The organism is Methylobacterium sp. E-066 (assembly GCF_022829635.1).
Taxonomy (GTDB): domain Bacteria; phylum Pseudomonadota; class Alphaproteobacteria; order Rhizobiales; family Beijerinckiaceae; genus Methylobacterium.
The window spans coordinates 1-21424 of the sequence record NZ_JAKSYO010000029.1 but is presented as its reverse complement, the minus strand read 5'-3'; the positions used below and the strand labels follow the sequence as shown (position 1 = coordinate 21424).

The 21424-nt window shown below is 68.5% G+C and carries 19 protein-coding genes, 1 tRNA gene and 3 pseudogenes; 6 read left to right on the top strand and 17 right to left on the bottom strand.

What is annotated here, in order from left to right:
* A pseudogene (locus MKL20_RS01785) lies at positions 1-229 on the top strand (hypothetical protein); the annotation flags it as partial.
* Between the two features lie 190 nt (positions 230-419).
* Here the strand turns inward: MKL20_RS01785 and MKL20_RS01780 are convergent.
* Entirely contained in the window at positions 420-2561 is a 2142-nt protein-coding gene (locus MKL20_RS01780; RefSeq protein WP_244035232.1) for a TonB-dependent receptor, read from the bottom strand.
* A gap of 481 nt (positions 2562-3042) precedes the next feature.
* Here MKL20_RS01780 and zigA point away from each other — a divergent pair, with 481 nt between their 5' ends.
* Complete coding sequence (gene zigA, locus MKL20_RS01775; RefSeq protein ID WP_244035231.1) at positions 3043-4260, top strand: zinc metallochaperone GTPase ZigA; 1218 nt, start codon at positions 3043-3045, stop codon at positions 4258-4260.
* 608 nt (positions 4261-4868) lie between these two features.
* On the opposite strand, the gene MKL20_RS01770 is transcribed toward zigA, so the two are convergent.
* From MKL20_RS01770 to MKL20_RS01755, 4 genes and pseudogenes are all read right to left on the bottom strand, one after another.
* Complete coding sequence (locus MKL20_RS01770; protein WP_243962522.1) at positions 4869-5495, bottom strand: MarR family winged helix-turn-helix transcriptional regulator; 627 nt, start codon at positions 5493-5495, stop codon at positions 4869-4871.
* A gap of 85 nt (positions 5496-5580) precedes the next feature.
* Positions 5581-5970, bottom strand: a complete 390-nt coding sequence (locus MKL20_RS01765) for a response regulator (protein ID WP_243942436.1) — start codon at positions 5968-5970, stop codon at positions 5581-5583.
* Between the two features lie 133 nt (positions 5971-6103).
* Entirely contained in the window at positions 6104-7372 is a 1269-nt protein-coding gene (locus MKL20_RS01760; protein WP_244035230.1) for an adenosylmethionine--8-amino-7-oxononanoate transaminase, read from the bottom strand.
* An 80-nt stretch (positions 7373-7452) separates the two neighbouring features.
* Positions 7453-7704: pseudogene (locus MKL20_RS01755) on the bottom strand (transposase); the annotation flags it as partial.
* A 364-nt stretch (positions 7705-8068) separates the two neighbouring features.
* Between MKL20_RS01755 and MKL20_RS01750 the strand changes: the two are divergent.
* A complete protein-coding gene (locus tag MKL20_RS01750; RefSeq protein ID WP_244035229.1) occupies positions 8069-8788 on the top strand; it encodes a hypothetical protein in 720 nt (239 codons plus the stop codon).
* A 118-nt stretch (positions 8789-8906) separates the two neighbouring features.
* Here the strand turns inward: MKL20_RS01750 and MKL20_RS01745 are convergent, their stop codons facing one another.
* From MKL20_RS01745 to MKL20_RS01735, 3 genes are all read right to left on the bottom strand, one after another.
* On the bottom strand, positions 8907-10124 hold the full coding sequence (locus MKL20_RS01745; protein WP_244035228.1) for an MFS transporter: 1218 nt from the start codon (positions 10122-10124) through the stop codon (positions 8907-8909).
* Between the two features lie 11 nt (positions 10125-10135).
* Positions 10136-11002: an NAD(P)-dependent oxidoreductase gene (locus MKL20_RS01740; RefSeq protein WP_244035227.1), complete on the bottom strand. Its 867-nt coding sequence runs from the start codon at positions 11000-11002 to the stop codon at positions 10136-10138.
* 63 nt (positions 11003-11065) lie between these two features.
* On the bottom strand, positions 11066-11650 hold the full coding sequence (locus tag MKL20_RS01735) for a TetR/AcrR family transcriptional regulator (protein ID WP_244035226.1): 585 nt from the start codon (positions 11648-11650) through the stop codon (positions 11066-11068).
* 115 nt (positions 11651-11765) lie between these two features.
* Between MKL20_RS01735 and MKL20_RS01730 the strand changes: the two genes are divergently transcribed.
* The 3 genes from MKL20_RS01730 (at position 11766) to MKL20_RS01720 (ending at position 14349) form a co-directional block, all read left to right on the top strand.
* Positions 11766-12899 (top strand): aminotransferase class I/II-fold pyridoxal phosphate-dependent enzyme, encoded by a 1134-nt coding sequence (locus MKL20_RS01730; RefSeq protein ID WP_244035225.1) that lies wholly within the window; start codon positions 11766-11768, stop codon positions 12897-12899.
* Positions 12900-12971: 72 nt separating this feature from the next.
* A complete protein-coding gene (locus MKL20_RS01725) occupies positions 12972-13481 on the top strand; it encodes an OsmC family protein (protein ID WP_244035224.1) in 510 nt (169 codons plus the stop codon).
* A 13-nt stretch (positions 13482-13494) separates the two neighbouring features.
* Complete coding sequence (locus tag MKL20_RS01720) at positions 13495-14349, top strand: class I SAM-dependent methyltransferase (protein WP_244035223.1); 855 nt, start codon at positions 13495-13497, stop codon at positions 14347-14349.
* A gap of 395 nt (positions 14350-14744) precedes the next feature.
* Here MKL20_RS01720 and MKL20_RS01715 read toward each other — a convergent pair whose 3' ends face one another.
* The 9 genes and pseudogenes from MKL20_RS01715 to tuf form a co-directional block, all read right to left on the bottom strand.
* A complete protein-coding gene (locus MKL20_RS01715; protein ID WP_244035222.1) occupies positions 14745-16388 on the bottom strand; it encodes a B12-binding domain-containing radical SAM protein in 1644 nt (547 codons plus the stop codon).
* A 243-nt stretch (positions 16389-16631) separates the two neighbouring features.
* Positions 16632-16925: a GIY-YIG nuclease family protein gene (locus MKL20_RS01710; RefSeq protein ID WP_244035221.1), complete on the bottom strand. Its 294-nt coding sequence runs from the start codon at positions 16923-16925 to the stop codon at positions 16632-16634.
* Between the two features lie 329 nt (positions 16926-17254).
* Positions 17255-17953, bottom strand: coding sequence for a 50S ribosomal protein L1 (rplA, locus tag MKL20_RS01705; protein ID WP_058194670.1), 699 nt, complete (start codon positions 17951-17953; stop codon positions 17255-17257).
* Positions 17954-17964: 11 nt separating this feature from the next.
* The gene (rplK, locus tag MKL20_RS01700) at positions 17965-18414 is read right to left on the bottom strand and encodes a 50S ribosomal protein L11 (RefSeq protein ID WP_243962137.1); all 450 of its coding nucleotides are present in this window, start codon (positions 18412-18414) and stop codon (positions 17965-17967) included.
* Between the two features lie 223 nt (positions 18415-18637).
* Entirely contained in the window at positions 18638-19171 is a 534-nt protein-coding gene (gene nusG, locus MKL20_RS01695) for a transcription termination/antitermination protein NusG (protein WP_007566056.1), read from the bottom strand.
* 55 nt (positions 19172-19226) lie between these two features.
* Positions 19227-19523 carry a preprotein translocase subunit SecE gene (gene secE, locus MKL20_RS01690; RefSeq protein WP_007566058.1) on the bottom strand — a complete coding sequence of 99 codons (297 nt, stop codon included), beginning with the start codon at positions 19521-19523 and terminating at the stop codon, positions 19227-19229.
* Between the two features lie 184 nt (positions 19524-19707).
* A tRNA-Trp gene (locus MKL20_RS01685) sits at positions 19708-19784 on the bottom strand.
* Between the two features lie 145 nt (positions 19785-19929).
* Complete coding sequence (locus MKL20_RS01680; protein ID WP_244035220.1) at positions 19930-20820, bottom strand: DUF1444 family protein; 891 nt, start codon at positions 20818-20820, stop codon at positions 19930-19932.
* 222 nt (positions 20821-21042) lie between these two features.
* Positions 21043-21424: pseudogene (tuf, locus tag MKL20_RS01675) on the bottom strand (elongation factor Tu); the annotation flags it as partial.

Sequence of the window (21424 nt, the reverse complement as noted above, 5' to 3'; positions counted from 1 at the left end):
CGCCGAGGCCGTGGCCCGCGTCGCCGACGAGCATGCCGGCGCCGACATGCCGCCCCGCCGCGAGACCGCCCGCAGCACCGCCGAGCCTCCCATGCCCGGCGAGGCCGCCACCGAGGCCGCGATCGCGCCCGACGCCGTGGCGGACGCGCTCAGCGGAGACGGAACCGTGCCCGCCACGGGGGTGGTCGAGCCGGGACACCCGGCGGCCGTGCCCCGGGCCGCGGGATGACTTTTCTGGGGGGGGACGAGCTGTCTCCGAAGTCCACTCAATGCGAGGGGAGGCAAGCACCCCAGGGAGGGGGCACGGTTCGGGGATCGCGCGCTGCCCTGGGTTGCCTCGCTGCGCTCGCAATGACGGTGAGGTTCACACGCCGTCGCGTGAGAACCGTATCCAGTGCGCCTGCCGCCCCGGACCGTCCCTAGAACCGCGCGGTCAAGAACAACCGCACGTTCCGGCCCGGCAACAAAATCTCGTCCTTCTTGAACGAGGTCGAATTGCGGATGTCGGCGTCGAGCAGGTTGCGGCCCTGGACGCCGAGGGTGATCGTGCTCGCGCCGTAGACCGCCGGATCGATCGCTTTCGTGTAGCTCAGCTCGGCGCGCAGGTCGTCGTAGCCGGGGGTGGGGGTCTCGAACAGGGCGGTCGCCTGGTGGTCGAAGGCGTGGAGCAGGTTCACCCGGGCGAACCAGCCATCCGCCCGCAGGTAGAGTCCGCCGCCGAGCCGGTAGGGCGGGATGCGCGGCACGTTGGTGCCGTTGTCGAACTGGGCGCGCACGAAGTCGAACTGCGCCTCGACGCCGGCAAAACCGTCGCCGACCGGCAGGAGGTCGTATTGGCCGATGATCTCGGCGCCGTAGAAGGTGGCGTTCTGCTGCTGGTAGACGATCTGCCGGTTCTCGGTGCCGCTGCCGCAGGAGGCGAAGTCGTCGCCGCAGGTGAGCCCGGTGAAGTTGCGGTAGATGAAGCCAGTATAGCGCGTGTAATAGCCGGTGGCGTCGAGGCGCAGCGGCCCCTCCGCGCGGCGGATGCTGGCCTCCACCGTGCGGGCGCGCTCCTTCTTGAGGTCCGGATTGCCGATCTCGAAGGTCGCGGTGGCGTCGTGCGGCCCCTGCGAGAACAGCTCGTAGCCGGTGGGCCCGCGCTCGACATAGGAGCCGTTGAGGCTCGCTACGAAGCCGAAGGGCAGGTCCTGGAGGGCGCCGATGCTGGCGCTCTTCGGGGCGAAGCGCCGGGTCCGGGCGTAGAGGAACGGGTCCTGCCCGTCGACCGGCGTGAAGTCCGCGGGGAATTGCGCGGCCGTGCTCGACAGCCGGTCGACCTCGTAGCGGCCCGCCGCCTGCAGCCGCGTGCCGGGGCGCAGCTCCAGCTCCTCGAACAGGTAGACCGCGTTGGCCCGGGACTCGGTCTTGGGCAGGAACGATTCGAGCTGGGTGTTGATCACCCGCCGGTCCGACTGGAAGCCCAGAGCGCCGGTGAGCCGGCCGAACGGCGTGTCGACCGGGACGTGCTGGAGCTCCAGCCGCCCCTCGGCCTCGCGGTTCTTGAAGATCGCCTGGACGCCCTCAATCCCGTCCTCGCCGATACCGATCTCGTTGTGGCGGTAGACCGAGTAGCCCGCCCAGTAGCGGATCACCTCGAACGGGCCGTCCAGCGGCCGGTACTCGCCCCGCGACAGGACCCGGTCCTGGTTCGGGGTCAGGCGGGTGCGGTCCTGCTCGGCGACGCCGCCCGGGATCGCGTAGAGCGCGTCGTAGTGGCTGAACGAGATGCCGACGAAGCCGCGGTCGCCGATCGCCGAGATGCCGACCGCGCCGCCCTGCGACTCAGTGTAGGAGTTGCGCTGGATTCCGCCGGGGATCGCGTAGCTGTCGCTGGCGGTCCTGAACCCGTCGGCATGGACCGCGATGCCGTCGCCGCCGGCATCCACCGTCGCGGCGCCGAGCCGGCCGTTGTCGACGCTGGAATAGCCGCTGGTGACCTGCCCCTGCACGCCGTTGGCCGGGATGAAGGTCGGCACCCGGTTGTTGTCGGCCGAGACCACGCCGCCGATGGCCCCGGAGCCGTAGCGCAGGGTCGCGGGGCCGCGGATCACCTCGATCCGGTCGGAGACCAGCGGGTTCACCGGCACCGCGTGGTCCTCGCCGAGATCCGAGACGCCGCCGTTGACGATGCCGTTCTCCTGGATGCGCACCCGGGCATTGTCGAGGCCGCGGATGATCGGCCGCGAGGCCGCGCCCGGCGCGTAGGTGGTGGACGAGATGCCGGGCCGGTCGAACAGGGCATCGCCCAGGGTCCGGGGCTGGTCGCGGGCAATCTGATCCTGGGTCACCACGGTGACGGGCGAGAACGTGTTGGTCGCCACCGGCAGGATGCCGGTCTGGAGCGGGGCCGCGGTCCCGACCGTGGGCTGACCGGTCTGGATCGGGCTGGGGCTGGTGACGCTGATCTGGTCGAGGGTGACAGCCTGCTGCGCCTGCGCCGGAGCCGTCAGAAGACCGGTGCAGAGGGGCGCCGACAAGATCGTGCTGGCCAGGAAAGCGAGACGGAGCGAGGAAGGCATCGAGACTCACATACTGTTATAATGTTTCATTCACGTGCCGCGGTGGGTCGATGCAAGGGCCGATCGCGCGTCCCGTCGCGATCGCATGGAAACGTTACATCATTGCAACGTTTCGGCCTCTCGACCCAGGCCTTTCAAGATGTTGAGCTGAGAGCCGTGACATAGTGTCGAGCCGGTCTGCACGGCCCTTTTCCCGGGCGCATGCAGCGCCAGCGGAATGCGACCCGGGACCCAGCACACGACAGCGCGAAGCGTCCGTCCGATCGACCTGTGCCGCTGGCGCGGCGCTTCGTGTGCTGGGTCCCGGATCAGGTTCCGCTTCGCTTCACCTGTCCGGGAAGGGGCGCGCGTGATCTGCTCAGGAGCCCCGATCCCACGACGCGCACGGGGCCAAACACCTTGAAAGCGCTGGCCCCTCGACCCTTCACAGAGCCTTCCAGCGACGGTTGACTTTGAAACGTTATAACGTTTTGTTTGTTGCATGACCAAGCCCGATCCCCGCCTTCCCGTCACCGTCCTCTCCGGCTTCCTCGGGGCCGGCAAGACCACGCTGCTCAACCATGTCCTCAACAATCGCGATGGCCGCCGGGTCGCCGTGATCGTCAACGACATGAGCGAGGTGAACATCGACGCCGACCTCGTGCGGGCCGGCGGCGCCGACCTGTCCCGGACCGACGAGACGCTGGTCGAGATGACCAACGGTTGCATCTGCTGCACCCTCCGGGACGACCTGCTGGACGAGGTCCGCCGCCTGTCGGAGGCGGGGCGGTTCGACTACCTGCTGATCGAGGGCACCGGCATCGCCGAGCCGCTGCCGATCGCCTCGACCTTCTCGTTCCGGGACGAAGCGGGCCGCTCGCTCTCGGATCTCGCCCGCCTCGACACGATGGTGACGGTGGTCGACGCGGTGAACCTGCTCAAGGATTACGGCTCGGCTGCCTTCCTGCGCGAGCGCGGCGAGACCGCCGGCGCCGAGGATACCCGCACCCTGGTCGACCTGCTGGTGGAGCAGATCGAGTTCGCCGACGTGGTGGTGATCAACAAGGCGCAGGACGTCTCGACCGAGCACCTCGCCCTGGTCCGCTCGGTGGTGCGCGGCCTGAACGCCGATGCCCGCATCATGGAGACCGACCACGGGCGTGCGCCCCTCGACGCGATCCTTGAGACCGGGCGGTTCGACGAGGAGAAGGCGCAGGCCCACCCGCTCTGGTTCAAGGAGCTGTACGGCGCCCACGAACACGTGCCGGAGACCGAGGAATACGGGATCTCTTCGTTCGTCTATCGGGCCCGGCGGCCGTTCGATCCGGAGCGGTTCAACGCCTTCGTCAACGCGACCTGGCCGGGGCTGATCCGGGCCAAGGGCCATTTCTGGCTGGCGACGCGGCCGGACTGGGTCGGGGACTTTTCCCTGGCGGGCGCCGTGGCCCGGGTCTCGGCGATGGGGTTCTGGTGGTCGGCCGTGCCGCGCCGGCGCTGGCCGGAGGCGCCCGAGTTCCGCGAGCGCCTCGACGCGGTCTGGAGCGAGGTCTGGGGCGACCGCCGCCAGGAACTGGTGTTCATCGGCACCGGCATGGACCGCGATGCGCTCACCGCCGCCCTGGATGCCTGCCTGGTCGAGGCCAGCGAGGAGGCGGCGTTCGACCCCGAGGCCTATCGCCACCTGCCGGACCCGTTCCCGGCCTGGAAGCGCGCGGCCTGAACGGACGGGCCACCAAATTCACCCCTTGCGTTCGGTCGTAAGCGCCAGAAACGCCACGCGTTTTCCCTCTCCCTTGGGGCTATCGGATTGCCACATCGCCGGATGTGGCGCGGGTCCCCTCTCCCGTGCGGGAGAGGGACAGGGTGAGGGATGCGCGATTTCCGGAAAAACCTGGTCCCTCACCCCAACCCTCTCCCGCACGGGAGAGGGGGCGCATCGCGGTTTGCAAGGGCGATTGCGCCTCGAACCTGCGCCGTTGGGCGCTCACATCATCACCTTTGGGCTGCGCGAACCTAAGGTGGAATCCGGTTTTCCGACATCATCCTGCGACAGGCTCATCCCGAAAGGTGGCAACCACCGTTCGGGATGATGCTTTTGAGGCTCTCAGAGCCTGTTTGACCGGTTTTTCCCCGTCTGGACCTCATCCTGAGGTGGCGTAGCAGAGCGGAGCCCTCGAAGGAGCCCTCCAGCCGGCAGCGCGATCCCTGGAGGGCTCCTTCGAGGCTGCTGCGCAGCACCTCAGGATGAGGGGAGATATTAGGATATCCGTCGCTCGGAACCGTCTTCCAAACCAGATCTCAAGCGAGATCGCGAAATCAGACCGGCTCTCAGATAGAAAGCGCCTCCGCCTCGTCCTCCGCCTCGATCTCGGCGTCGACCTCGGTGATCTGGCCGGAGGCGCCGGCCGCCTCGGCGAGGCCGCGGGCGGCTTTGCGCAGGAGCTTGCGCAGGCGGCGCCGATCGGTCTTGTCGAGATGGTCGAGCAATTCGGCCTCGACCTCCTCCTGGATCCGCTCGATCGCCTCGGCCTTGGCCAGGCCGGCCTCGGTGAGCTGCACCCGGACCACGCGCCCGTCGCCCGATTCGGCCCGGCGCTCGACGATGCCGAGCGCGGCCAGCCGGGTCACCGTCTTCGAGGCGGTGGGGGGCCGCACCCGCAGGAGGGCGGCGAGATCGCCCATCGTCATGGTGCCGGCCGCGGCCAGCGCCTGCACGACCTGCTCCTGCCCGGCGAAGAGGCCGAGCTTGGCGAGGCGGTCGCCGGTGCGGGCTCGGTGCAGGCGGGCCGCCTGCACCAAGGCCCACCCGACGCTGCGCACGCCGGGCGGTCGCATCTTCTTGGAGGAGCTCTCCGACGCGCCCGCGTCCTTGATCTCACGATCGCGTTTCTGCTTGTCGCCCACCGGAGCGCCCGCATCTATGCCGGCGGCCGCCGGACCATCCTGAACTTGCACCGTCCACTCCCGTCCCACGGCCGCGTCAGTTCCTGTGGCGCGAGCCGGTGACGATGCGATGACGGGGGCCGAAAAGGCGCTCCGCTCAACAGGGCATCAGGCGCTTGAGCCGGTCGAGGATGTCCTCGCCCGTGCAGGGCCGGGCGATGAAGTCGGCGTGGGACGGCATGCGGGCGGGGTCGGGAGCCGCCCGTCCGGACACGATGAGAATCGGCAAGTGCGGCCGGGCCTCCGCCACCGCGCTCGCCAGGTCGAACCCGTCGGTCTTTCCCGAGAGCTGGACGTCCGTCACCAGCCCGCAGATATCCGGTCGCGCCTGAAGGATGCTGAGCGCCCGCTCGGCGGAGGCACATTGCACCGTGTCGTAGCCGCCATCCTCCAGCACGTCCCCGAGGTCCATGATCGTCAGCGCCTCGTCCTCGACGAGGAGGATCACCGGCCGATCGCCGCCCGAAACCGTCTGCTCGCTCGCCACTGTGTACTCCCTCCGGCAGCGTCCGACCGCGAGGGCCGCCGTACGCGTTGTCAGCCGTGAGCCCAACGGCAGAAACGGTTCCGGGTTGCAGGCCGGCGTGGCGACAGCTCGCGGGATCGTGTGGCGGATGCGCTCAGGAGAGCGCCGCGGCCTGCCCGGGAACGACGGCCACGACCGCCGCGATCAGCCGGTCGAGATCGCCCATCGGGATGGTCAGGGCGGGGGTCAGATAGACGATGTCGCCGAACGGCCGCACCCAGACGCCCCAGTCGAGGAAGGCCGCCTTGAGGGCCGCGAGGTCGGGGGCGTGGGCGAACTGCACCACCCCGATGGCGCCGAGGGTCCGGACATCCGCCACCCCGGGCAGCCCCTTCAGCTCGGCCAGCCCGTCCGCGAACCGGCGCGCGATGGCTCGGGCCTGGTCGAGGCGTGGCTCGGTCTCGAACAGGTCGAGGCTGGCATTGGCCGCCGCGCAGGCGAGCGGATTGGCCATGAAGGTCGGGCCGTGCATCAGCGCCGCCGCCGGATCCTCGGACCAGAACGAATCGAACACCTCCGTCCGGGCGATCGTGGCGGCGAGCGCCATGGTGCCGCCGGTGAGCGCCTTCGACAGGCACAGGATGTCCGGCACGATCCCGGCCTGCTGGCAGGCGAACAGGCTGCCGGTGCGGCCGAACCCGGTAAAAATCTCGTCGGCGATGAGCGGCAGGCCGTGGCGGCGGGCGAGGCGCGCGATCGTCGCCAGCACCTCCGGCGGATGCATGACCATGCCGCCCGCGCCCTGGACCAGGGGCTCGACGATCACGGCGGCCAGCGTTTCGCGATGGGCCGCGAGCGCCGAGTCGAGTGCCTCGGTCTTGGCCGGGCTCCGCGGCAGGTCACAAAAAACCTGGCTGGGCAGGTAGGCGCCGAAGCGGCGATGCATGCCCTCTTCGGGGTCGCAGACCGACATCGCGCCCATCGTGTCGCCGTGATAGCCGCCCCGGAAGGCCAGGACCTTGGTCCGGCCGCTCATCCCGCGGTTGAGCCACATCTGGGCGGCCATCTTCAGCGCGACCTCGACGGCGACCGAGCCCGAATCGCTGAAGAAGACGTGGTCGAGATCCCCCGGCAGCAGAGCGGCAAGCCGCGCCGCCAGCCGCTCGGCCGGGGCATGGGTCAGGCCGCCGAACATCACGTGCGGCATCCGCGCCAGCTGGCCGGCGACCCCCTGGGCGATGTGCGGATGGTTGTAGCCGTGCACCGCCGTCCACCAGGAGGCGATGCCGTCCACCAGCTCGCGGCCATCGGCCAGCACGATACGGCTGCCGTGCGTCGCCACCGCCTCCAGGGGCGGAGGCGCCAGCCGCATCTGCGTGTAGGGCCGCCAGAGATTCTTTTTCGAGGGTCGATCGGACGTCATGGCGGAGGGATGGGCGGCAGGGCCGAAGCGGTCAAGCAGAAGCGTGATTCCGCGCGAACCGGCCGAAGCCGCTATGATCTGCCGGCGACTTTATATGAGGGCAGGTTGTTGAGGATGACCGTGTCGCCGCGTTTCAACACGGGGATCAGGGTGTCGGTGACATAAGCTCGGAAACGCTCACCGTTGGTGGCTCCGTCGAACAAGGTGGTGGCGACGAGGCCGCGACTGCGCAGGGCGGCGGTGACGGTAGTGGTCTTGTCGTCCCCGTGCGGCAAAGAGATCCGACAGCGCTCACCGCGCGGGGATCGAGCATAGGGCCGCACCATGTTGGTCCGCCCACATGAAGCCCGGCTCGAAAAATCCAGGCCGGCCGATATGAAAGCTAGAATGCCCAACTTCAGCAAGGATTTTTGTCGGAGGCTAACGACAAGACCAGGCACACTTCAGGATATATGCGCGCTCATCTATAAGTTCTTTCCAATATACTCAATTAAGTTTAGCGTATTTTGCTGGCTTCGTCGAGCAAAAATCTACGTCAGCAGACCGCATAGCATCAGCGTTACATTGGCGATTGCGGATGATTCGAGTTTATGCGGAGAAAAACTGTCTAGCCCGCTCTCTGTTGCGCTCGCGCTATAGTCAGATGCGCCGAAGTAACGCATAAATGTGCTAGCTTGCCTACTGAGCGTATCCGTCATGTCTGTCTACGTCTTTGGCGATAGCCATGGCCACTACCTGTTTGCGCGCGCACGGGCTGCGACAGCTTACTGCCTGCCAGGGCATACCATGCACCGTGCTGGCCGCGACGGGGTCCAACAACTTCTCGCCTCGCTCAAACCCGCTCCAGGCGACGACTACATCTTCGTCTTCGGCGAGATCGACGTACGCCGGCATCTGATCCGCGTGGCCGGTGAGAAAGGATGGACGTACCAGGAGGCCGTCACCGATCTCGTTGATCGCTACTTCGCGGCCCTGCACGCTTCACTCGATAGCCTCGAGCCCCGACCTAGGGTCAGTCTCCTTGGGATCGTCCCGCCGTTTGATCCCCCGCGCGGAGCCCATGCGCAGCAACCGCACGGCCCCCTGCGCGACCGGCTCGTGGTGTGGTATCTTTTGAACGAATCATTGAAATCGCGCGCGCGCGAGGCCGGCTTTGTCTTCATCCCAATCCCGAAGATCTATTACGCACGCGACGCATCGCTGAAGCGGCACTATAGCGACGGTTTCGCCCATATCGCCAAGGACTGCACCGAGCCCTTCGTCCGGGCGGTCGAGAAGGAATTGGGCGTGGATCTGTCGTTCCGTCCGCTGCCGCGCCGACGCCATCTTCTGCGCTCGGTGATGCGTCAGATCGCAGTCGTGAACGATGACTGGCACGCTCTTTGGTTTCTGGGCGAAAGCCTCATCGACGCCTAGAGCGCTCTCTGACGAAGTGGCTCCGGTTCGACGCAAGAGAGCGCGTCAAAACAAAGATTTAGAGGCGTGACCCGACCCAACGTGGTCGGGCACGGTTCTAGCCACCGGTCACCATCGTTCAGCGCGCCCCCCGGCCCCCGACCCGGAAACCATGTGTTGTCGCCCGCCACGTCGCCGCCAGCGCGAGGATAGCTAAGGGCAGCAGCGTCCAGGGAAGAAGTTCGGCGCCGGCCCAATCCACCACCAATCCGCCGACCACGCCGCCGCCCGCAACGGCCAGGTTGAAGACGGTGACGAAGATGGATTGCACCACGTCGGCCTGCTCGCCGGCGCTATCGGCCAGCGCCGTCTGCAGCAGGGTCGGGGCGCCTCCGAAGGTCAGGCCCCAGACCACGACGCCGACCAGAACCAGGATCGGAGATCCGTGCGACAGTCCCAACAGCAGCGCCGCGGCCGAGAAGGCGGCGAGGCTCAGCAGCGTCAGGCCGCGCAGGTGGCGATCCACCAGCACGCCCGTCGCCCAGATGCCGACGACCGACGCGGCCCCGAACACGAGCAGGATGAGATCGACCCGGAGATCGGTTCCCGTCGTGCCAAGGAACGGCGCCACGTAGGTGTACAGAATGTTGTGCGCGAGGATCCAGGCGAACAGCGTCAGCAGGACCGACCGGATGCCCGGGATCGTGAAGACCGCTCGCACCGGCACGCGCCGATCCGGCGCCTGGCCGGGGAAATCGGACACGCCCAGCCGCACCCAGGCGAGCAGGAGCAGGGCGAAAGCGGACAGGATCCAGAAGACCAGCCGCCAGTCGGACAGGCTGCCGAGCCAGGCGCCGAGCGGGACGCCGAGGGAGAGCGCGATCGGCTGGCCGACGCCGACGATCGCGAGCGCACGGCCCTGCAGATGCGGCGGCGCCAGGCGCCGGGCATAGCCCGCGACCAGCCCCCAGACGACGCCCGCCGCCATGCCGGCGATGAAGCGTGCGACGAGGGTCAGGCCGAAATCTGCGGACACGGCCGTCACCGTGTTGAAGACCAGCAGGCCGGCGATCGCCAGGAGGAACAGCAGGCGTCGGTTCCAGCTGCGCGTCGCGGCGATCACCGGAATGGCGGCGACGACCGAACCCAGCGCGTACAGCGTCACCGTCTGGCCCGCCACCGCCTCGGAGACGCCGAGGCCGGAGCCGATCTGCGGCAGCAGGCCGGCCGGCAAGGTCTCGGTCATGATGGCGAGGAACCCCGCAACCGTGAACGCCAGGAGCTGGCCGACCGGGAGGCGTCCGGAACCGACCTCGCCTGCCACGGTCGATCGGTGCACGGTTTCAGAGACCGTCATCGGAGCCCCCATCAGACCAGGAAGGATGCGGCGATGTCCTTGCCGCCATGGCCGGCCTCCGCCGCCCGCCGGAAGCGGGCGAGACCGGCTTCAGCCAAGTCGGCGCGGATGCCGGTCCCGGCGAACGCTTCGATGACCAGCCCGGCATCCTTCAGCCCGTTCGCGACGGAAAAATTGGTGGCGTAGTCGCCTTTGAGCATCGCGCCGCCCTTGGCCTGGACATAGGGGCTGTCGAGCGGTCCGCCGGTCACGGCCTCGATCACCAGGGCTGGATTGAGGCCGAGAGCCTTGGCGATGGCAAGCGATTCGGCCGCGCCGTGGGTGAGCGCGAACACGAACGCGTTGAGGGCGAGCTTGAGTCTGCTGGCCCCGCCCGGCGCCTCGGAGACCCAGAGCGTGCGCTGGCCGACGGCATCGAAGACGGTCTGGGCCTCGGGGCGCCGGCTGACCGGCCCGGAGGCGAGAATCACCAGCCGGCCCTGCTCGGCAGGCTGGCGGGTGCCCTGCACCGGCGCATCGTAGAGGACGAGGTCGTTCTCGGCGGCGAAGCCCGCGAGCGCCTCGATCGCGCCCACGCCGACGGTGCTAAGCTGGAGCCAGATCGCCCCCTTGGGCAGGCCCGGCAAGGCCGCCACCATGGCTTCGCGCACGGCGGGACCGTCTTTCAGAACCGTCACGACGATCTCGGCGTCGCGAACCGCATCGGCCGCCCGATCGACCGGCTCGGCGCCGTCCGCCGCGAGGGCGCGGGCCTTCTCGGGCGTCCGATTCCAGACGCGGACGCCAAATCCCTTGCGGGCGAGGTTGCGGGCCACGGCGGCGCCGATCAGGCCGGTGCCGAGGACGGTGACGGACACGGGCGGCTTGCGATCTGTCATGGGGATCTCCTAATTCGCGATGGTTTTGGAATATCCGTTCCATAATAAGCCAAAAAAGGGGCGCTACGTCAGCGCCGCCAAGGTCTGGTCGATGACGGCGATCAGCTTCGCGCGGTCCTGTGCCAGCGTCGTCTTGGCCAGAACCCGCAAGCCCTGCACGGCGTTGAACACGAACAGCGCCAGGGTCTCGGCATCCGCGGTGGCGCGGATCTCGCCCGCGTCCTGGCCGCGCCGGATCGTCTCCGCGATCCCACGGGTCAGGATGCCGAAATTGTCGCGCACGAGTTCGGCCACGCCTGGGTCGCGACCGGACATCTCGATGGCGCTGTTGGTCGCCAGGCAGCCGCGCCTGTCCGATTCGGCGAGATCGGCCTCGACGATGCCCGCCATCAGGTCGCGCAGCCGCGCCAGGGGCGAGCCCGGCTGGCGGAGCTGATCGACATGGTCCTGCGCGCGCCGCTGGTAGCGCCGCAGCGCCTGCTCGAAGAGCCCGGTCTTGCTGGCATAAGCCGCGTAGAGGCTGCCGCGCCCGAGGCAGGTGGCGTCGACCAGCGCCTGCGCCGAGGTCCCCTCGAAGCCGGTCCGCCAGAAGGTCTCCATCACGGCGTCGAGGACACGGTCCTCATCGAATTCTCTGGGCCGGGCCACACGCCACTCCTGTTTTGGAATGATCGTACCATAATTGCGGCTGCGTCAGTGTCAATCGCCCCTCGGCTTCCGCCACCTTGACATCCGCCGCGCCCGCGGCCCCATCACCCACCCGATGGACAGCCTCGACGCCTTCGCCCGCACGAAACTCGACGCCCTGGAGGCCGGCAGCCTGCGGCGGCGGCTGACGCCCACCGAGCGCGGCTCCGGGGCGGCGGCGGCGCGCGGGGGCAGGGCGCTCGTGTCGTTCTCCTGCAACGATTATCTCGGCCTGTCGCACCACCAGCGGGTGGTCGCCGCCGCACAGGAAGCGGTCGCGGCCTACGGGGCCGGGGCGGGCGGGTCGCGGCTGGTCACCGGCGACCATCCGGTTCTCGGGGCGCTGGAGGATCGGCTGGCGCGGCACAAGGGCACCGAGGCCGCCCTGGTGTTCGGCAGCGGCTATCTCGCCAATCTCGGGATCACCCCGGCGCTCGCCGGGCGCGGCGATCTCGTGGTGCTGGACGCGCTGTCCCATGCCTGCATGTGGGCCGGGGCACGGCTGTCGGGCGCCAAGGTGCTGACCTTCCGCCACAACGATCCGGGCGATCTGGCAAAGACGCTCGCGGAGCACCGCCCGCACCACGCCCGCGCCCTGGTCCTGACCGAGCGGGTGTTCAGCATGGATGGCGACCGAGCGCCGCTGGGCGACATCCTGGGCGTCGCGGACCAGTTCGACGCCTGGACCCTGGTGGACGACGCCCACGGGATCGGCGTGGTCGTGGACGGGCCGCGGGCGCCGCTGGAGATGGGCACCCTGTCGAAGGCGCTCGGCTCCTATGGCGGCTATCTCTGCGCCTCGCGGCCGGTGATCGACCTGATGACAAGCCGCGCCCGGAGCTTCGTCTACACCACCGGTCTGCCCCCCGCCTCGGCGGCCGCGGCGCTCGAAGCGCTGGCGATCCTGGAGGAGGAGCCGGCGCGCCGGGCGCGCCCGCTGGCGCTCGCCCGGCGCTTCACCGCCCGCCTGGGCCTGCCTGAGGCCGAGAGCGCGGTGGTGCCGGTGCTGGTCGGCGACGCGCAGGCGGCGCTCGCCATCTCGGCGGCGCTGGAAGCCGCCGGTTTCCTAGTGGTGGCGATCCGCCCCCCGACCGTGCCGGCCGGGACCGCGCGGCTGCGCGTGGCGTTCTCGGCGGCCCACGCGGAGGCGCAGGTGGACGCCCTGGCCGACGCGGTGGCGGCGCTGACGAGCCGCGCTTCCCGTCCCTGAGCGGGGCGCCTATACCGCGTCCCGGAGGCTCCCGCCCAAGAGGAGCCCGGGACACCGAGAGGACGACGCCCCATGGACGCCACCGCTTTGCGAGCCCTGCAGGCTCCGATCAAGGACCAGTACCGTTCGGCCCCGGATTCGGCGGTGGTCACCCTGAAGGCCCGGGGCACGCTGGACGACACCAAGATCGCCTGCAAGGTCGAGACCGGCCGCGCCATCGCGGAGGCCGGGCTGCACCCGGCCAGCGGCGGATCCGGTTTGGAGCTGTGCTCCGGCGATATGCTGCTCGAAGCCCTGGTCGCCTGCGCCGGCGTGACCCTGAAGGCGGTGGCGACCGCGCTGGAGATCCCGCTCCGGTCCGGCACGGTCAGCGCCGAGGGCGACCTCGACTTTCGCGGAACGCTCGGCGTCGACAAGGAGGCGCCGGTGGGCTTTCGCAGCATTCGGCTGTTCTTCGAATTGGACACCGACGCGCCGGAGGACAAACTCGCGCAATTGCTCAAGCTCACCGAGCGCTACTGCGTCGTGTTCCAGACCCTGAACCACAAGCCCGACCTGTCGGTCGCCGTCACCACGGCCTGAGGGGAGGGCGGCGATGGCCGGCGGCATCACCCAGACCGAGTACTGGAACGGCGAGGTCGGCACCCGCTGGGCCCGCAACCAGGCGGTCCTCGACGCGGTGTTCGCGCCGCTGACCGAGGCGCTGTTCGCCCGGGCGGCGCTCCGCCCCGGCGAGTCCGTGCTCGATATCGGCTGCGGCTCGGGCGCCACGACCCTGGAGGCCGCCCACCGGGTCGGGCCGCAGGGCACGGTGACCGGCGCGGACATCTCGGCGCCACTGCTGGCGGTCGCCCGGAGCCGCGCCGAGGCGGAGACAGGTGCCGCGCCAATCCGGTTCGTCGAGGCGGATGTGGAGCGTGCCGATCTCGGCGCCTACAGCCAAGCCCTGTCGCGCTTCGGGGTGATGTTCTTCCCGGACTCGGCCCGGGCCTTCGCCAATATCCGCGGGATGCTCGGTCCGGAGGGCCGCCTGACCTTCCTGTGCTGGCGGGGACTACCGGAAAACCTCTGGGTGACGGTGCCGCGCGAGGCGGTGGTGCCGCTTCTGCCGGAGATCCCGCCACCGCCGACACCGGATACGCCGGGCCCGTTCCGCTTCGCCGATGACGGGCTGCTGGTCGCGCTGCTGCGCGGCGCCGGTTTCGGGACCGTGGCGTGCGACGCGATCGACCGGGACGTGGTGCTCGGCCGGGGCGGCACCGAGTCCGAGGCGGCGGAGGCTGCGGCGCACGTGGCGCTCAATCTCGGGCCGACCGCGCGGCTCATCCGCGAGGCCGAGCCCGATCTGCGGGCCCGGGCAGAAGCCGCCGTCACCGCGGCCCTGCGCCCGCACGCGGAGGGCGGGATCGTCAGCCTGCGCGCATCCTGCTGGCTGGTCCAGGCGGGCTGACGAACCGGCAATCACACGGGTTTCCGGTAGAAGGGTCGGCGGCTACCTGCACCGTCCCCCGGATGAAGCGCGATCTCCTCCTGGACGTTTGGAACGTCAGAGCCTGTTTAACCGGTCTTTCCCATCCTCGGCCTCATCCTGAGGTGCCGAAGCGCAGCGGAGGCCTCGAAGGAGCCCTCCAGCCAGCCGCGCGATCCCTGGAGGGCTCCTTCGAGGCTGCTGCGCAGCACCTCAGGATGAGGGGACGATTGGGATACACGTCAGTCAGAGCCGTCACGCGACTGCGATCACACGGTCAAACAGGCTCTGAGACCTCCCGAAGCGGTCGAGATCCGGGCTCAGGTCGATATCAGCCATGACGCGGCTTCCCTGCTGCCGAGGCATCCGGCCCCAGGCTAGGCCGCTTCGCGCTCCGGCACCAGCTTGCGCCGCGCGTTCTCCCACCACGAGCGCCGCTGCGCATCCTCGGCTTCCGCGGCCTTGGCGGCGTAGAATGAGGCGTTGTGCTCGCCCCGCAGGGCTTCTCGGGTGAAGCGGATCAGGTGGTGGGCGACGAAGCCCATGTTGAACACCGCCTCGATCTGCCCACGCTTCAGGGCGTAGCCCGCGGCGCTCCAGAACGGCCTGCGGTAATCCGAGAGCAGCCCGACCCGCGTGATGATGTTGAAACCGAGGATCAGGCCGCGGCGCAGGTTCGTGAAGGTGAGTTTGCCCTTGGTCGGCGTCACGATCCGATTCGGGTAGGTGGTCTCACACTGGTGCTTGAACCGGGCGAACAGCTGCTCCGGCTCGTAGGCATGGGCAATCGCCCGGCGCCAGCTCGATACCACGGTGTCGTGCGGACGCTTGAACAGGACGTTCGATTCGAGCGCCGCGTCGTGGACCAGCCGGCCCTCGCGCTCCAGCCGGTCCCACAGCGGGGTCTTGGGCAGGGCCTGGAGCAGGTTGATGGTCAGCACCGGGATCGCCGACTTGTCGATGAAGTCGATCAGGTTCTGCTCCGACTGGTCGCTGTCGGTATCGAGCCCCAGGATGATGCCCGAGGTGACCTCGAGCCCGTAGGAATTGAGGGTCTCGATCGCCCCGTACATCGGCACGGCGGCGTTGTGGGTCTTGTCGATGCCCTTGAGCGCGTCTTCCTCCGGCGTCTCGATGCCGACGAACACGGTCATGAAGTTGGCCTGGCGCATCAGCTCGAGGATCTCGGGCTGCTTGGCCATGTTGAGGGTCGCCTCGCAGGCGAACTGAAGCGGGTAGTCGTTCTTCTTCTGCCATGCCACGAGATGGGGCAGCATCTCGCGGGTCGCCTTGCGGTTGGCGATGAAGTTGTCGTCGACGAAATAGACCACCGCCGGGTGCCCGGGCTGGCTGATGATGGCGTCGAGCTCGGCGCACATCTGCTCCGGGCTCTTCAGCCGGGGCTGGCGGCCGTAGAGCTGCGGGATGTCGCAGAACTCGCAGCGATACGGGCAGCCCGAGGAGAATTGCAGCGAGCCGATCAGGTAGCGCTTGAGCGGCGCCGCCTCGTAGGCCGGGGCCGGGAAGTCGGAGAGCGCCAAGCGCTCACCGGTCTCGAACACCACCTGCTGGTGCGGCCGGACGACGTCGGCGTCGAGGCGCTCGATCAGCCGGTCGGTGGCGTCGCCGATCTCGCCGACATGGAGGTAATCGAAATCCGGATATTTCTCGCGGGCGCCGGACACCGAGGGGCCGCCCAAAGCCGCGACCTTGCCGGCCGCATGGGCGCGCCGGCCGATATCGTGGATCTGGCCCTCCTGGATGTGCATCCCGGAGACGAACACGGCGTCGGCCCAGGCGAAATCCTGGGCGGAGGCGCGCCGGATGTTCTCGTCGATAAAGCGGTACTCCCAGCTCTCCGGCATGTAGGCCGCGATCACCAGGAGCCCCTGCGGAGGCATGAACGCCTTGACGCCACCCATGAGTGGGTAGGCGTGCGAGAACGTGCCGAAGGACGGCGTGTAGGCGGGGAAGACGCACAGGATGCGTCGGCGGGTCGTGACGGAGACAGTGCTGCGCATGAGGGCTTATCTAGCACAGCCGTAGCGAATGGCGCCCCCCTTAACGGTTGAGAATGACGTGAAGGGCGGTGCTAAAGAGCCGCTACGCGGCGACTCTTCCGCTGGGTCCCGGATCAGGTTCCGCTTCGCTGCACCTGTCCGGGAAAGGGCAGTGCAGGATGAACCGCGACGCCCTTTCCCGGGCGCATGCAGCGCCAGCGGAATGCGACCCGGGACCCAGCATGGGACGCGCCGCGCAGCGGCTCAAAACCCGAGATCCTCGTAGAGATCGCGCCAAGCCGGGTTGAATGCGTCAATCAGCGCGAGCTTCCACGCTCGGCGCCATCGCTTGATCGCGTACTCCCGGATGCGGGCGTCGATGATACGGGAATACTCTTCGTACCAAACCAGCATCGTCACGCTGTAGTCACGGGTGAACCCGGGCATCGCACCGGTGCGATGCTCATGGACGCGCCGGGCGAGGTCGGTCGTTGAGCCGGTGTAGAGCGTTCCGTTCCGCCGACTGGCGAGCATGTAGACGTGGGACCGGCGCTCCATCACCCACCTCCCCAGCACGGGAGGCAGATATGACGAAGTTTTGCCGATTCGACGACGCCCTTTCCCGGGCGCATGCAGCGCCAGCGGAATGCAACCCGGGACCCAGCATAAGAGGGCGCGAAGCGTCCCTCGCAATGCCGTCGCACCTCGCCTGAGCCGCTCCGCGGCAGGTCTCATGCTGGGTCCCGGATCACCTTCCAATGTCGTTCCAGGCGTCCGGGAAAGGGCCGCGTCTTATCCACCCGGGACTTGGTGCTGGAGCATGCAACGCAAAACGCCCGGCCGTTTCCGGCCGGGCGTTTCTCTGAGGATCGGTTCGGGACTGAGCCTCAGGCGGTCAGAACCGTGCTCGGCTCGACCTTCACGCCCGGGCCCATCGTCGAGGTGACGGCGATGCGCTGGACGTAGGTGCCCTTGGCGCCCGCGGGCTTCGCCTTGGCGACCGCGTCGGCAAACGCCTTGATGTTCTCGACGAGCTTGTCGGCGTCGAACGAGACCTTGCCGACGCCGGCATGGACGATGCCGGCCTTCTCGACGCGGAACTCCACCGAGCCACCCTTGGCGCCGGCCACGGCGCTCTTCACGTCCATGGTGACGGTGCCGACCTTCGGGTTCGGCATCAGGCCGCGCGGGCCCAGCACCTTACCGAGACGGCCGACGAGCGGCATCATGTCCGGGGTGGCGATGCAGCGATCGAACTCGATCTTGCCGCTCTGGACGATCTCCAGGAGATCCTCCGCGCCGACGATGTCGGCACCCGCCGCCTTGGCGTCGTCCGCCTTGGCGCCGCGGGCGAAGACCGCCACGCGGACCGTCCGGCCCGAGCCGTTCGGCAGGTTGCAGACGCCGCGGACCATCTGGTCAGCGTGACGCGGATCGACGCCGAGGTTCATCGAGACTTCGATGGTCTCGTCGAACTTCGCGGTCGCCCGCTCCTTGACCAGCTTGATCGCCTCATCGAGCGGGTAGAGCTTGGTCACCTCGATGCCCTCGCGGGCGGCGCGGATGCGCTTTCCTTCGCGTGCCATGATGTCCTCCCTCAGGCCGTGATTTCGAGGCCCATGGCCCGGGCAGAGCCGCGGATCATGGCGACGGCCGCATCGACCGAGTCGCAATTGAGGTCGGGCATCTTCTTCTCGGCGATCTCGCGCAGCTGCGCCTCGGAGATCTTGCCGACGGAGGGGCCCTTACCGGGGGTCTTCGAGCCGGAAGCCGGCTTCTTGCCGATCTTCAGACCGACCGCCTTCTTCAGGAAGAAGGTGACCGGCGGCTGCTTCATCTCGAAGGTGAAGGAGCGGTCCTGATACGCGGTGATGATCACCGGGATCGGGGTGCCCTTCTCCATCTGCGCGGTCTTCGCGTTGAAGGCCTTGCAGAATTCCATGATGTTGAGGCCGCGCTGACCGAGCGCGGGGCCGATCGGGGGCGACGGGTTCGCCGCGCCGGCCGGGACCTGAAGCTTCACGTAGCCCGTGATCTTCTTCGCCATGGGATATCTCCCAAAACTGCGTCCGCCGCCGGGCTGCCTAAGCGCGGGCGGGTCGGACGATTGCAGGTCGCGGTGCGATCCGTGGATCCCGGAGGCGAGGCCGGGCGGATCTCCCGCGTGTGAGACCGCCTCCTAACGGGGACGGCCGCTTCGCGACCGACGCGCAGCGCCGGCCGGAAGAGCGTGGACGGCCGAAGAACCGGCCGCCGAATTCCTTGAAGCCTCAGGCCTTCTCGACCTGGGCGTATTCCAGCTCCACCGGGGTGGCGCGGCCGAAGATCGACACGGCCACCTTGAGGCGGGAGCGGGCCTCGTCGATCTCCTCGACGGTGCCGTTGAAGCTCGCGAACGGGCCGTCGGCGACCCGAACGGTCTCACCGATTTCGAACGCGATCGACGGCTTCGGCCGGTCGACGCCCTCGGCGACCTGACCCTTGATCCGCTCCGCCTCGGCGTCGGGGATCGGAACCGGCTTCGACTTGTCCGCGCCGAGGAAGCCCGTGACCTTCGGGGTGTTCTTGATGAGGTGGTAGACCTCGTCGGTCAGGTCACACTTCACCAGGACGTAGCCGGGGAAGAACTTGCGCTCGGCATCGACCTTCCGGCCGCGGCGCACCTCGACGACCTTTTCCGTCGGGACCATCACCTCGTCGAACAGCTCGGTCAGCCCGCGCTGGGCCGCCTGGTCCTTGATGGACTGCGCGACCTTGTTCTCGAAGTTCGAGTAGGCGTGGACGATGTACCAGCGCTTCGACACGGTTCCGTTCAACTCCGACAAGTCTGCGAGGTCGCCCCCGATCGATATCGCCCCCTCAGAGGCCGAGCACCAGGCCGACCACGAACCGCAGGGCCTGGTCGACCACCGTGAAGAACAGGCTCGTGACCACCACCATCACGAACACCATGATGGTGGTGATGGTGGTCTCCCGGCGGGACGGCCAGGTGACCTTGCGGGCCTCGTCACGGACCTGGGAGAAGAACTCACCCGGGGTCACGCGCTTCTGCGGCACCTTGGCGGGCGTGGCCGGACGGGCCGGCGGCGTGTTCGCGGGACCGCGAGCCGCGCCGCGCGCCACATCCACCTTCTTGGTCGCTTCGTTCGATGCCATGGCGCCAGTGTTATTTGCGTGCGCGGGCCCGAGGCAGGGCCTGCTTCCGGGAACGCGAACATCCGGCGCTTAGGGCCTGGACGGGCCCGCACCGACGGTCGCTTCAGATCTCGGATTGCGCCCGCTCTAGCGCAACTCCGCCGGCTTGTCGACCGGGCGACCGCGCGGGGGTGAGTGAGATATCTGGCAGGAGTGGAGGGACTCGAACCCGCAACCTCCGGTTTTGGAGACCGGCGCTCTGACCAGTTGAGCTACACTCCTAGCGTCCCGCCCAATGCCCGATCGCGGCGGCGCTTGCAAGAGGTTCGGCGACACAGACAGGCTCGCGAGGGTCAAATATGCCCCTCGCAGCGTCGAATGACGGCCCAAGGCGAGATCCTTTGGGGAACCCCGCGACCGCGCCGCATCACCGGCCGTGATCCGCCCGCTCCGCAGCGGTCAGGGGCCGCAACCCGCTCCGGTCGAAGCGAAACAGCTCATCACTGCGGCCATACGGGCCGGCCTGCAGCTGCCTGCTCACTTCGGCTGCCAGGTCGCGCCGACCAGCGCTGTCGGCGGGCCACGCCATGAGCGCATCCCGGGTCGGGGCGGCCAGGGTGATGCTATCGGCCTTCAGGGCACTGCGTATCTGCTCGAGATAGTCCGGCACCAGCAGCCGCGCGGCGTCGTAATCGTCGCCCGATTCGGCGATGGCGAACATCGGGACGCCATCCCCGAGACCGAGGTTGAACGGCGCGTCCTTCGAGGTCGCCGCGAGGTTCTTCACGGCCATCGCTTCCACGATGGCAGGATCGACCTGCCAGTCCGCGAGCATCGCACGGGTGACGTATCGGTAGCGCTTCGGCTCGTCGAGCACGTAGACGACGAACAGCGTCTCGGAAAAGCGGCGGTGCGCGATCTCGGCGTGCTGTCGCAGGATCTCCTCCGGCACGAGTTGCACGCGCAGCCGCGATGTGACGGCCGCGAAATCCCCGGGATCCGGTGCAAGCTCGGAACCCGTGAAGACGTCGGCGAGAAACGTCTCGATGGCCTGCCGGCGTTCCGCGCCGGCGAGCATGGCGACGCGCGGGTACAGATTGGTGAGCGCGATCGTCCTGGCGCCGACATGGATCTGCGCCGGATCGGAATCGAGACGAATCTCGGCCTCCGGCCGCAGGACCCGGACCAGCGCCGCTACCTCGTCGCGGAACCGCCCGTCACGCAAAGCATCGTCGCGCGCCGCGCCGGGCGAGATCGGAGACCCGACACAGATCAACGCAAGGAGCCACAAGGCGCGGAGAATGAAACCTGCGGTCATGTGAGTCCCCACCGGAACACGGCAGGGACACGTCAAAGCAACGCCGGAACTCCGTCAAGACGAAGGCCGGCGCGAGTCACATCAAACCTGAACATCGAGGTCCGGCACTTCGACGGGAGCGGAATGCTTGTGCGCCTCGACTGTCCGCAAGCCGCAAACGGCGCACTGTCTCCCGGTCTGGGCCGGCGCGCCGCCTTCCGCGACGCGCCGATCCGTCCTGGCTTAGTCGTTGATGGCGGCGACGACGCCGGCGCCGACGGTGCGGCCGCCTTCACGGATGGCGAAGCGCAGCTTCTCCTCCATGGCCACCGGCACGATCAGCGTGACGTCCATGGTCACGTTGTCGCCCGGCATCACCATCTCGGTGCCTTCCGGCAGCTCGCACACCCCGGTCACGTCCGTGGTCCGGAAGTAGAATTGCGGCCGGTAGTTGGTGAAGAACGGCGTGTGCCGGCCGCCCTCCTCCTTGGTCAGGATGTAGGCCTCGGCCTTGAACTTGGTGTGCGGCTTCACCGAACCCGGCTTGCACACGACCTGGCCGCGCTCCACGTCCTCGCGCTTGGTGCCGCGCAGCAGCACGCCGACGTTGTCGCCCGCCTGGCCC

Bases quoted from the DNA above. Each gene is read 5' to 3' on its own strand.
- MKL20_RS01760 (WP_244035230.1), bottom strand. From the start codon at position 7,372: ATGACGTCCGATCGACCCTCGAAAAAGAATCTCTGGCGGCCCTACACG.
- rplK (WP_243962137.1), bottom strand. From the start codon at position 18,414: ATGGCGAAGAAGATCACGGGCTACGTGAAGCTTCAGGTCCCGGCCGGC.
- MKL20_RS01780 (WP_244035232.1), bottom strand. From the start codon at position 2,561: ATGCCTTCCTCGCTCCGTCTCGCTTTCCTGGCCAGCACGATCTTGTCG.
- MKL20_RS01710 (WP_244035221.1), bottom strand. From the start codon at position 16,925: ATGGAGCGCCGGTCCCACGTCTACATGCTCGCCAGTCGGCGGAACGGA.
- MKL20_RS01745 (WP_244035228.1), bottom strand. From the start codon at position 10,124: ATGACGGTCTCTGAAACCGTGCACCGATCGACCGTGGCAGGCGAGGTC.
- MKL20_RS01720 (WP_244035223.1), top strand. From the start codon at position 13,495: ATGGCCGGCGGCATCACCCAGACCGAGTACTGGAACGGCGAGGTCGGC.
- MKL20_RS01750 (WP_244035229.1), top strand. From the start codon at position 8,069: ATGTCTGTCTACGTCTTTGGCGATAGCCATGGCCACTACCTGTTTGCG.
- MKL20_RS01740 (WP_244035227.1), bottom strand. From the start codon at position 11,002: ATGACAGATCGCAAGCCGCCCGTGTCCGTCACCGTCCTCGGCACCGGC.
- MKL20_RS01715 (WP_244035222.1), bottom strand. From the start codon at position 16,388: ATGCGCAGCACTGTCTCCGTCACGACCCGCCGACGCATCCTGTGCGTC.
- MKL20_RS01730 (WP_244035225.1), top strand. From the start codon at position 11,766: ATGGACAGCCTCGACGCCTTCGCCCGCACGAAACTCGACGCCCTGGAG.
- MKL20_RS01725 (WP_244035224.1), top strand. From the start codon at position 12,972: ATGGACGCCACCGCTTTGCGAGCCCTGCAGGCTCCGATCAAGGACCAG.
- rplA (WP_058194670.1), bottom strand. From the start codon at position 17,953: ATGGCACGCGAAGGAAAGCGCATCCGCGCCGCCCGCGAGGGCATCGAG.
- MKL20_RS01680 (WP_244035220.1), bottom strand. From the start codon at position 20,820: ATGACCGCAGGTTTCATTCTCCGCGCCTTGTGGCTCCTTGCGTTGATC.
- secE (WP_007566058.1), bottom strand. From the start codon at position 19,523: ATGGCATCGAACGAAGCGACCAAGAAGGTGGATGTGGCGCGCGGCGCG.
- zigA (WP_244035231.1), top strand. From the start codon at position 3,043: ATGACCAAGCCCGATCCCCGCCTTCCCGTCACCGTCCTCTCCGGCTTC.